This window comes from Pseudorhodobacter sp. W20_MBD10_FR17 (genome assembly GCF_052119765.1).
Classification (GTDB): domain Bacteria; phylum Pseudomonadota; class Alphaproteobacteria; order Rhodobacterales; family Rhodobacteraceae; genus Pseudorhodobacter.
In genome coordinates, this window is the sequence record NZ_JBGQOQ010000065.1 from 1 (window position 1) to 10,297 (window position 10,297).

Annotated in this window: 10 protein-coding genes; 2 read left to right on the forward strand and 8 right to left on the reverse strand. The window is 55.6% G+C overall.

Annotation, left to right across the window (positions count from 1 at the left end):
- The 7 genes from ACEN2J_RS19880 to repA all read right to left on the reverse strand — a co-directional run.
- Positions 1-325 (reverse strand): hypothetical protein (locus ACEN2J_RS19880; protein WP_442108376.1); only part of this gene is annotated, 325 nt, incomplete at its 3' end.
- A 141-nt stretch (positions 326-466) separates the two neighbouring features.
- Positions 467-631 carry a hypothetical protein gene (locus tag ACEN2J_RS19885; RefSeq protein ID WP_197087170.1) on the reverse strand — a complete coding sequence of 55 codons (165 nt, stop codon included), beginning with the start codon at positions 629-631 and terminating at the stop codon, positions 467-469.
- Positions 632-1,021: 390 nt separating this feature from the next.
- Positions 1,022-1,498 carry a hypothetical protein gene (locus ACEN2J_RS19890; protein ID WP_442108378.1) on the reverse strand — a complete coding sequence of 159 codons (477 nt, stop codon included), beginning with the start codon at positions 1,496-1,498 and terminating at the stop codon, positions 1,022-1,024.
- A gap of 98 nt (positions 1,499-1,596) precedes the next feature.
- On the reverse strand, positions 1,597-3,753 hold the full coding sequence (locus ACEN2J_RS19895; RefSeq protein WP_442108380.1) for a ParB/RepB/Spo0J family partition protein: 2,157 nt from the start codon (positions 3,751-3,753) through the stop codon (positions 1,597-1,599).
- Positions 3,754-3,961: 208 nt separating this feature from the next.
- Entirely contained in the window at positions 3,962-5,110 is a 1,149-nt protein-coding gene (gene repC, locus ACEN2J_RS19900; protein WP_442108382.1) for a plasmid replication protein RepC, read from the reverse strand.
- Between the two features lie 283 nt (positions 5,111-5,393).
- Positions 5,394-6,386, reverse strand: coding sequence for a plasmid partitioning protein RepB (gene repB, locus ACEN2J_RS19905; RefSeq protein WP_442108384.1), 993 nt, complete (start codon positions 6,384-6,386; stop codon positions 5,394-5,396).
- Positions 6,387-6,389: 3 nt separating this feature from the next.
- Positions 6,390-7,565, reverse strand: a complete 1,176-nt coding sequence (repA, locus tag ACEN2J_RS19910) for a plasmid partitioning protein RepA (RefSeq protein WP_442108386.1) — start codon at positions 7,563-7,565, stop codon at positions 6,390-6,392.
- Positions 7,566-8,084: 519 nt separating this feature from the next.
- Here repA and ACEN2J_RS19915 point away from each other — a divergent pair.
- A complete protein-coding gene (locus tag ACEN2J_RS19915; RefSeq protein ID WP_442108388.1) occupies positions 8,085-8,324 on the forward strand; it encodes an AbrB/MazE/SpoVT family DNA-binding domain-containing protein in 240 nt (79 codons plus the stop codon).
- Positions 8,321-8,731, forward strand: a complete 411-nt coding sequence (locus ACEN2J_RS19920; RefSeq protein ID WP_442108390.1) for a PIN domain-containing protein — start codon at positions 8,321-8,323, stop codon at positions 8,729-8,731. Before ACEN2J_RS19915 ends, ACEN2J_RS19920 begins: the two co-directional genes overlap by 4 nt.
- A 252-nt stretch (positions 8,732-8,983) precedes the next feature.
- On the opposite strand, the gene ACEN2J_RS19925 is transcribed toward ACEN2J_RS19920, so the two are convergent.
- The gene (locus tag ACEN2J_RS19925) at positions 8,984-9,889 is read right to left on the reverse strand and encodes a recombinase family protein (protein WP_442108392.1); all 906 of its coding nucleotides are present in this window, start codon (positions 9,887-9,889) and stop codon (positions 8,984-8,986) included.
- Positions 9,890-10,297: the final 408 nt, after the last annotated feature.

A 10,297-nucleotide genomic window follows, 5' to 3' on the forward strand; every position in this document is an offset into this window, starting at 1 on the left:
CGATGACTCCAGCCAGAACGGTCTGCCCTTCCAGAACGTTCCTGACCCGTTGCTCATAGGTTTGTAGATGCTTGGGCCCTACTGAGGACGCCAAAGATTGCCCATCTAACACCTCCATGGCTTCTGCGCCGTCATCACGGCAGCCCTGACAAAAGCAGCCTTGTAGGCCTGCCTTGTCGATACCGAAGGCTGTGGTCATTTCCCCAGGCTCAAGTCCAATCTCGGTCGGCCCGACATCGTCGCAATGGGACCTAGGCCGGTTCATGCCTTGCACAAGGCAAGACTGCCCTGTGGGGACCCCATAGGGGCGGTTGGCCGCGGTCATGTGCGAACTCCTTTTGTTGAAGTGAGGGCGCCGACTTTATGTCGGTGCAGGAGCGTCTCCGCCGTGCGGCGGTGGACAGGCGAAAGACCCAGAGGCGCGATTGCGCTATATCTGGGCCTTGGAGTGATGAGGCCCGTGGCCTCAGCCAAAGGGATCGTATTCTGAAACGATCACGACCTCGTCACCGTCGATTTCATCGGCGGGGACGGCGCCGAAGCTTCCATCCCCGGCTTGGAAGACGACGATCGAAACCATGAGCGTGGCGGCGAGCGAAGCGGCGAAGGCGTGTGCATCTTTGCGGGACATTTGTTTTGGCTCCTGCTGGGAGGCGGGGGACCATCCCCCGCGCTGACAGGAACCCGAAGGCCCAAAGACTGGCTGACATCACCGGGTGCGTTCGGGCTTGTCCCGAATCCGCCCGGCGGCACGGGCTTGCCCGTAGTCCGAGCCCTCGCGGCTTGATCTCAAAGACAGGCTTTGGGCCAAGGAAGGGACGGGCAAGCGGGGGATGGAACCCTGACGACAGGAGCCGGATTGTCCCGCTGATGCATGCGCTCGCCAGTCTTTGCAGGCACGCTTATGATTGAGAGCTTTTCCAAGGGGATGGTTGCTTTGGTGCGCGCTGCGTGCTCGCGGGACAGGGCTTTGATGGGTGAGACGCCCGCCTGTAGCGGGCCCCTCGGTTTTGAATATGGCTCAGGCGGCGATATCCGCCTCCCCTGCCCCACTTTCGCCGCCGTCATCACCAACGGTTTCCAGCCGGGCATTGCGATAGCCCTCCTTGGCAATCCAAAGCTCTGCAGCCTCAGCGTTTGCGGCCAGATGCAACAACTCAACGCTGCTGCCAAAGTCCAGCAGCACTCGGACCTGCCCGGGCTTTGGCACCTCAGCCACCTCAAAAATCAATTGGCTGTCAGCCGAATGGCTGCGCATGATGGTCACGAGAATGACCCCGTCAGACGAGAAGTTGCCCTCGTGCAGCGTAAAGGAGGCCGGAGCCGTCCAGGTCGAATAGGACCGCGGTGGTTCCTTCTTCACCAGACGCCCCACACCGTTTGCGCGTTCCCAAGCCGCCAGCTTTTTTGTGAAGCGTGCGGGTGGTTTTGGGGCACCATCGGTGTAACGAACGAGCGCGCCCAAGGGCGCGGTGTCGATAATGTTAGATGCAGACATGATTTCTCCTTGTGAGCGTAAAGAATTACACCCATCTTATTGATATTATTATATTTAATGGAAAAGAGGGCGATTTTACCGCCCTCTACTGGCTCAGATCACTCTGCGGCCATCATTGCAGCCGGTTCGGACGGCAGATCAGCCATCAAGAAGTCCGGCAAGGCGATGTCCTCAGCAAGCTCGGACGCGTCTTCAACCGCTTCGCCCTCCCCTGCCCCGGTGCCTGCATCCAGATCGATACGGCGTAGGACCTCCGGCAACCAGCCCGACCCTTTCAGCAAGCGCTCAGCTTCAACCGCCATCTCAGCCTTCTTGAGATGATCGAGCAGCTGGGTCGTGCCCTCACCTTTGGCCTCGCGAACCGCATCAAGAATGCGCGCTTTGGGAACACGACCAAGATAGGTCTCGACCGTAGGTTCCCAACCGGCATCGACCATGTCGAGACCAACGGCTTTGGCAAGGATATCCGACTGCGCCATGCGCCGGGTCAGACCACTGGTCGAGATCCCTGCCCCATAAGGGTTTGGCTTTTCATGCACTGCATTGATCCCAAAGCTCAAGCAATGGGCCAGCAATGCAAGACGGCTGGCTTGATCAAGCGCCGTCAAATAATCCCATAGGACTGAATCGTCGCCAAGCGGCAGATCAGCCTCCCAGCTTTCGTGCCGATCATCAACGGCCTGCGCCACTACGCTGTCCTTCAGATCAGGCGCCTGAGTCGAGAGATAGATTTCGCGCACCGATGCCTCAAGGCAACTGCCCGAGGCCCCGGTTGTCCGGAACGTATCGTTGACCAGTTTCACGAGCAGCAATGTCAGCGCCACATCGGGTGACCGCCCGACAGCTTCACGCAAAGCCAAGGTGCGATGGGCCGTAAGTTCGACAAGCAACCGTTCTGGCAGAGGTTTGAGGGCTCCGTCCTCTTCGTCCTCAGCAAGCGCCTCCAGAGGCTGACCGCCGGACGTGATGACAGTTCCGACGTGCGCCGCCTGGTCGGCTGACAATGCAAACTCTCCCCCCTGCCCCGCTACATCAGACACAGCGCAGTCACCATCCGCGATAACAGGGGCTTCATCCTCAACGCGAACAAAACCTCGAGAGACAGACAAACCACCCTCACGATCAAGGCTCACAAACACGCCAGCGCGCGCAACGTCATGTGCCTCATAAACCAAGGGCCGCTGTTCAAGACCTTCCATGGCCAACTCAAGAGCAGCGATCCGTTCCGAGATGTCTTCGGGAACCTCGTCTTGTCCGGAATGTTCCTCTTCCAACTGCCGGTACTCAGCAAGATGCGCCGCATGGGCTGCAACCTCGTCCTCGGACATTGGCACGGCCTCCCCAAACAACCGCCGCATTCCGTGGCTGTACCCGTAAGGCAGATCGACCGAGATCTCGATCCACTTCCAACCCTCAGCGACGATCGCTTCGGCTTCAACCTGCAGCCGCTCGGACACCAACCGATCCAGCAGGGCAGGGTCCTCTAACCAACCGCCATCGTCGCCTTGGAACAAATCGCGCAATACGGTGCCACCAGCGGCCTCATAAGCAGACACTCCGACAAACACCGCACGGCGATCAGACGCCCGCACGGACGTCTCTGTCAGCATACGCCGGATTTGGAACGGCTCTTTCGACCAGGAGGCTTTGATGGCATCCCAAACCTGAACCTGGCGTTCGTGATCAGGATTGACGGTAAAGGCCATCAGCTGTTCCAGCGTCATAGTGTCTTCGGCATAGACCTCGAGTAGGGCAGGGACCACGGATGCCAATCGCATACGCTGCTTCACAACAGCAGGGGCAACAAAGAAGGCTGCAGCAATTTCTTCATCGCTTTGACCTTTATCCCGCAAGGCCAAGAACGCACGGAACTGATCCAATGGATGCAAGGCAACGCGCTGCATGTTCTCCGCCAAGGAATCGTCTTCAGCCAGGATCGCAGAAGAAGCTTCCCGGACAATGCAGGGCACGGGCGCGAACTTCGCCAGCCGCTTTTGCTTCACCAGCAAAGACAGCGCTTGAAAACGGCGCCCACCGGCCGGGATTTCGAACTTGCCGGTTTCAACCCCTTCAGCATCCAACACAGGCCGCACGTTCAAGCTTTGCAATAAGCCCCGGCGAGCGATGTCTTCGGCCAGTTCCTCAATCGAGACGCCAGCTTTGATGCGGCGAACGTTGGACTGGCTCAACACCAGTTTGTCAAAAGCGATATCGCGCGACGGCGACAGAGTGATTCTCTGGGCAGCTTGGGCCATCAGATAGTCTCCAAGACGGGCGCCGGGAGCCACTCTCCCAATCTCACTTCCCGTCACACTCAAACCAACAAACCTTTCACTCTCAGAGAGACTGACGTAGAAAAGGCAGCTATCAGCATTGGTGTATACCGGGGTAAACATCGAGCCATAACGTGTCGTTCCAGTAGTGTTTACCGGGGTATACATGGGAAGCCCCCTTGAGAGGGCATCACACAAATTGCTCCTGCTTGTGTTTAGGGGTGGTAAGAGACCAGAACATTTTTACGCAATCCAGACCCCGATCACGGGCCTTTTTCGTCAACGCGTTCAAATAGGCCTGCGGGTTTTTGATACGGCCATACGCTTCAACAAGGCCGAGAATTGCCAATGCACAGCCGTATTCCCCCAACCGTTCATCTGCGGCGGCAATCGCTTTTGGATGAAGCCCTATAGCGGGTCCCAGTGATTTTGCGAGCTGTGTCACATCTGCCCATGTTTGAGGCGGGCTTGAACACATAGATCGCGCGGTTGTGGCAGCCTCCATGCACTCGAATACCGAAATATCCGAGCGAACACCTTCTTTATTCTTAGCATTGTCGGTGTTTTTAAGTTTTGCGGTTTCAGGTATTGTCGTAGTTTCCCCTTCAGAGTCTAAATCTTCTTCATTAGAATTCTGAATATGCCGGACAATTTGACTGTCACTGTCGGACATTTCGTGTGCGCGAGTAAGATCAGTTGCAGCTCTGGGTGAGGTTCCAGGGTGCAGGTTTTTATCGATGTTCTGGATTAGGGTTTGCAACTCTTCGACCGAAAGCTTGCGACGAAGCGAGCGGCGGGCATAGTCGCCTAGCGTGGAGGCTGCGAGGCCTTCATTGTTGTAAAGGCGATCGCGAATTAGAGCCTTTATAGACTTAGCTTTTATATCTTGGTGGCGGCAGTTCTCTGCGATGGTCTCTAGCTCTGGCACCAATTGGCAAAGCGGTGAAATATCTATGCCATAGGCAATAACTGTCGCGTTGTTTTGATCTTTGATTTGATAGCGCTTGCCGCTCGGGCTTAATTTTCGAAGCACAATACCAACTTCCGCGAGCTTGTTCAAACGACGGCGAAGGGTTCTTTCTTCGATGCCATCGCAGCGTTCAGAAAGCACACGATTAGACGCAAAGACGACCATCTGGCTGCCCCATTGCGCTACCGGCATAAGCGAGAGCAGGCCGCGCAAGACCGCAATGTCGCGATCCTTCAGATTGAAGTGGGTCTTTGACAGGCGGAGGAGGTCCAAAGCGTGCCAGCGTGGGTCGGCGGGGCGCTTTGGGGTGTCGGCGGATTTGGTGTTGCCAGGCGTTGGCGGTGCAAGCGAAATATTGATGTGTTTCATGGGATGTTCACGCGGATCAGTCTGACCAACCCAGCGGAATCATCGCTCGCAACCAAGCTTGGCAGCCCCATTCAATCAAAAATGGGACATATTCAGGCAAAGAAATACCGATCATCGCCTTTGCGATGTTGCTAACGAATCAGGCCTGCGCTAGATTGCTCTTGTTGAAGTTGAGCTTTCTCAGGGTTGGCGCCCTGTGTATTGCACGGGCCTTCCGAGTGGGATCCATTCGGGAGGTCTATCTTTTTCCTGCAATGCTCCTTTGTTGTTGCGGTTTTTCGGGTCAGTCTTGGTTGTCGGATTGAGTCAGATACTCTTGGTGCAGGCGCTGAAAAATCTCGCCAGCATGTCCTGCGATCCAATGCGCAAATTCGACGGATCCTGCGTCTGCTTGGAAAGTCACTTTATTTTTCCCCACAGCAATAGAGCCGATTTTAACCCCGGAATTCGACTGAACGGCGAGGGTAGGGGGCTTTGCCCCTTGTTTCTTTGACTGTGAAGAGTGGGCTTCAAACGCTTTTATCCAATGATCAAAGCGTTGATCCGAGGTCAGCGCAGCTGGGAAGGGGCCGTGAAGCACCGAGTTTGGATCTCGTTTCTGCTGCAAAACCTTGGTGGCTAGTTCATACCAGCGCTTCCACCCGACCGAAGGTGTTGGCCCAATTTTTTCAATCAACTCTCTCGGGAATGCCTCTCTTACCTTTCGCATATGCGAGGTATGGCTGCGGCTGATATTCAGAGCATCCTGGATAATACGCGGCTCATACCCTGCTTCCTCCAAGTCGCCGGCAAATAGAGTTTTTTCAATGAAAGACGGATCTTTCCGAAGATTGTTTTCTTGGCCTTGGGCAAGGACGGCCTCTTCATCAGACAGCGTCCGAATCAAGGCCTTGACCGTTATGCCAAGCCCTTTGATTGCAGCTAAGCGCCGACGCCCATAAACGACCTGATACCTACCGCTGAGTGCGGGGTGCGGGCGCAACAGAATGGGCACTTGTTGACCATGCCGCGAGATGCTCTCTCGGAGATCCGCAATATCATCATCCAACAGACCTATCCGGTCTTTGAGGCCTGAATCCTCGATCAGGGCCGTATCAATATCTTGCACGGTGCGGGCGCCCACAGTTCTTAGGTCGTTCCTTATGGCGGCAATTGGCCCGGATTGCTGAAACACTTCCGGCGAGGATCGCGCAGGACGGTAGGATGGCGCCGTGGCGTTCTCATCTGTTTGTGGCGGTGTAGGGGTTATCCCCTCGAACATGTTTTTGCGGGCCATATATTAAAGCCTCCCCCATGCTTTGTGAATGTCTTGCTCTAGCTCCCGCGCGACGGCATTTATTGATTCCATGGCGCGGTCATAGGTGTTGCGATTCATGCTGCCACGTCCCACTTCGAAAAGTGTTTGGTGGGTAAGGCCTGCATCTGATACAGCGGTCGATTTCAAAAAGGTCTCTGTCATCACGCGTTTGCCAAAATTTGCACGCAAAAGACCGGCTACCTGTGCCTGAGGGCCATCGGATGGTTCAAATCGTGAGACGAGATACCGCAGGAAGTCATATTCCAACGACAGACCAGCATCGCGAATCGTATCCAACAGAGAGGATGTCATCGTCAGAAATTGGGCCAAGGACGCCACATCAATGAAGTTCGGCACCACCGGTATCAGGATGGAGGAGGAAGCAACAAGCGACGAAAGCGTCAAAAACCCGAGTTGCGGTGGGCAATCGATGAACACCAGATCATAATTGGCTTCGACCGACAGCAATGCTTGCCGGAGCCGAAGATAAAAGGGCGGTTCGGCACCACGACGCAGGGCATACGGCGTTTCAGTCTCATATTCAGACAAAATCAGCCCGCCCGCAGCTATGTCCAGACCGTGAAAATAGGTCTTGCGAATGACGTCGCTCATCGGAAGCGGGTCGTCATAGCGGATAGCGTCGTAGACAGTGCCTTTGTGCGAGAAATCAATCTCTGGTCGTAGACCGGTCATCGATGACAAGGAAGCCTGTGGGTCCATATCTACAACCAGAACGCGGTAGCCATGAAGAGCGAACCATTGACTCAAATAGGCGGCAGACGTTGTTTTGGCTGATCCGCCTTTGAAGGAGACACAGGAAATGATTTGCAGCGGATCCTGCCCAACGCGTCCACGAAGGTAAAGGGAGGGATCTCGCGTGGTGCGGGCGAGGGAAAGACGGATCTGGCCAAGATCATCTGCTGAATAAACCTTGCGACCACGTTCGTCCAAGGGGACATCGGGAATCTTTGCCTCGGCATGGAGTTTCCGAAGATGGCCTGCCGCCAAACCAAGGAATTCTGCGGCCTCGCTGGAAGAGAAGGTGCGCAAATGTTTGCGTGCGTCCGGAGCAAAATTCCGTTCGAGATGCTGTCGAATTGACTGGTGCAGCGTTGCTGCATCAGACTGGAGTTCGGCGAATACTCGCTCGATTGCCATTTGACCCTCATTTTGCCTCTTGCTGGAATGGTTTAATCCACTCGCAGCCCCCGGTTATCCGGGATTATTTATTTGTAGCGCAAAAAGCCGCAATTACCGCTTATTTGCGCTACAAGTAGTCATGCGGCAGGTTTTCGCGTCTTGCAAGGAAATTATTGCTTCCTTCCCAAAGAGAATTTCTACTCAGTTCGTAGGAAGATACCTGTAAGAACTTGTAATATAGAGACATTCTACTTCCTATGCGGTGGTAACGTATTTTGTACGAGCGGAGGTATACTACACAACTTATAGTGCCATAGCTTATCAGTACGAATCGATGAGCAAAGTAAGATGGCTGTTTTTTCCCTTCATACCGTGGTGGCTCACCTGATCATAATGCGGTTTTAGGACAGTGGCGAAGTGTGGTCTCGGCAAAGCGAGATTTTCGGCGCGTATGGTTCTGATTGGTCAAGATCCTTGAAAAAGTAATGCGAATATGCCATATGTAATGCGTATTCAGAATTTGACATGGAGGGCGTCATGCAGGAATCAACCATCACGACGAAAGGCCAGACGACCTTGCCCAAAGATGTGCGGCAGGCGCTGGACCTGAAACCTGGGGATAAGCTGCGGTATCTGATCCTCGATGACGGGGAAGTGCGGATCATCCGCGCACGGTCGGCGCGTGAATTGGCCGGAGCGCTACACCCTCTAACGCAGCGGGTTGTAACGCTTGACGAGATGGATGCGGCCATTGCGGCCGGAGCGAAAGGCCAGTGATCGGCCTTGATACCAATGTGCTTGTGCGGTTCTTGGTGCAGGACGATCCTGCACAAGGCGCGCAGGCCAGTGACTGTGTGGCCAGCCTGTCTGAGGCGGCGCCCGGGTTTATCGCGCGCGAAGTCATGGTTGAAACGGTTTGGGTGTTAGAGCGGGCATACGGCCTGTCGCGCCCGCAGATTGCGGCGGCGCTGGAAGGCTTGTTGGAGGCCCGGGAATTGGTGGTTGAAGCAGCGGACCGCGTCGCCATAGCGCTCAATCGCTATGGTAAGGGCGGGGCAGGGTTCTCGGACCAGATGATCGCGTTGGCAGGCGTTGAGGCGGGCTGTAAGGTCACAATGACCTTCGACCGCAAAGCCGCGCAAGGGCCGGGGATGCAGCTTGTAGGCGCGTCTCAGGACCACTGATTTCGACGTAAATTAGAGATGTATTCACCGGGATTTGTGAAGATTGCCTTCTAAATCAATCACTCACGATAAGGCGGACTTATGCAACCCAAACCGTCGAGGCGTCTTTAGGTGTTGAGTGGGCCTTCTGCTTCGGAAAGCATGTACATAAAAGGCAGCACTTTATTCACAGACTTTCACTCTCCCCGTCTATTGAGTGCTGTGGGTCGGTAGGCTATCAGACGGGCATAGAACGAATGCCAAGCGCGGTGCCTAATCCGTTTCTGCCGCAGCTTTTTCGAGCAACCCTAGCCTTTCTGCGCGCGCCAACAGCATTTTGACGGACGAAGGTTCCCATTTGCTGCGACCACGCGGCGTTCGCTCGCGCATATCCTCAAGCCGCGTGCAGATGGCTTGAAGTGTCATCGATGGATCGGCGCCTTTGATGCCAGCGATGATGGCGGGCAAGCGGTCATCCTTTTCCCGTCGCCGGGCGCGCTCCAGCACCGTTGCAGGCAGAAAGCCATCACGGACATAAGCGCTGACAGCGCGGAGCAGGCGGGGTTGCGTCCATTGCGCGTCCGGCATCAGCGGGCCGTTGACGATGCGGACCACGTCTTCCCAAGCCAAATCGGGGCGAAGCCGCCGGACTTGGGGAACCCAGTCTTGCGCGGTCTCGTTCAGCCGCTCCATGTAACCGTCCTGCCGTGCCAGCCGCACTTTGCGTAATGCGGCGGGATCCTTGGCACGGAGGCCTGGATTTCCTCCTACGCGCCCTTCAGACCTCGCACTGGCAAGGCCGGCCTTTGTGCGTTCACGGATCAAGGCACGCTCGAACTCGGCAGCGGCACCTAGCACCTGAAGCGTGAACTTGCCCTGCGGAGATGCGGTGTCGATCGGGTCCTCAAGCGAACGGAAGAAGGCACCCTTCGCCTCCAGCCGCTCTATCATCTCCAAAAGGTGCGATAGCGACCGGGCTAGCCGATCGATCCGGACAACGACCAGCGTATCGCCTTTGCCTATCCGCTCCAGCACGCGCGCCAGCACAGGCCGCGCGCGATTGCCGCCCGAGGCCTGTTCTTCATGGATCTCGGCGCAACCCGCGGATTTCAGGGCCTGCGACTGGGGCAGGGGGGTTTGATCCTCGGTTGAAACGCGCGCGTAGCCTATCAATGGCATCAAAACAGGCCTTTTGCAATTTTGTATAGCGTTACTAAACGACCGTTTGTAAACGAATGCAATGGCGGACTCTTTGGTCCTGCTCACCCAATATCCTTTGATTTCATTACGCTGAACTCGATCAAGGAGAGATCGCCAAGCATCGCGCGCGTGTGCTATATAAAGAGACGTAGAGCATGTGACGAATACACTTGGGTAGTTTGCAGAATTGCCATATTCTGCACATATGAAGCACCATAGCCCTGTCATACTTGACGATCTTGAAGACCCCCCCTGCGACTTCGGGCAAGCCGACGAGCCGTCGGAAGAGGATCTGTGGTTCCTGCCCGGTTGTCGCGTTTAGTTCCCGATTTCAATTGAAGCAGTAAGCTGAAACTGAAGCGCTGGAATTTCATCTTAGCGCTTCAC

Coding starts and splice junctions, on each gene's coding strand:
- ACEN2J_RS19890 (WP_442108378.1), bottom strand. CDS start 1,498: ATGTCTGCATCTAACATTATCGACACCGCGCCCTTGGGCGCGCTCGTT.
- repC (WP_442108382.1), bottom strand. CDS start 5,110: ATGAAACACATCAATATTTCGCTTGCACCGCCAACGCCTGGCAACACC.
- ACEN2J_RS19895 (WP_442108380.1), bottom strand. CDS start 3,753: ATGGCCCAAGCTGCCCAGAGAATCACTCTGTCGCCGTCGCGCGATATC.
- repB (WP_442108384.1), bottom strand. CDS start 6,386: ATGGCCCGCAAAAACATGTTCGAGGGGATAACCCCTACACCGCCACAA.
- ACEN2J_RS19885 (WP_197087170.1), bottom strand. CDS start 631: ATGTCCCGCAAAGATGCACACGCCTTCGCCGCTTCGCTCGCCGCCACG.
- ACEN2J_RS19915 (WP_442108388.1), top strand. CDS start 8,085: ATGCAGGAATCAACCATCACGACGAAAGGCCAGACGACCTTGCCCAAA.
- ACEN2J_RS19925 (WP_442108392.1), bottom strand. CDS start 9,889: ATGCCATTGATAGGCTACGCGCGCGTTTCAACCGAGGATCAAACCCCC.
- repA (WP_442108386.1), bottom strand. CDS start 7,565: ATGGCAATCGAGCGAGTATTCGCCGAACTCCAGTCTGATGCAGCAACG.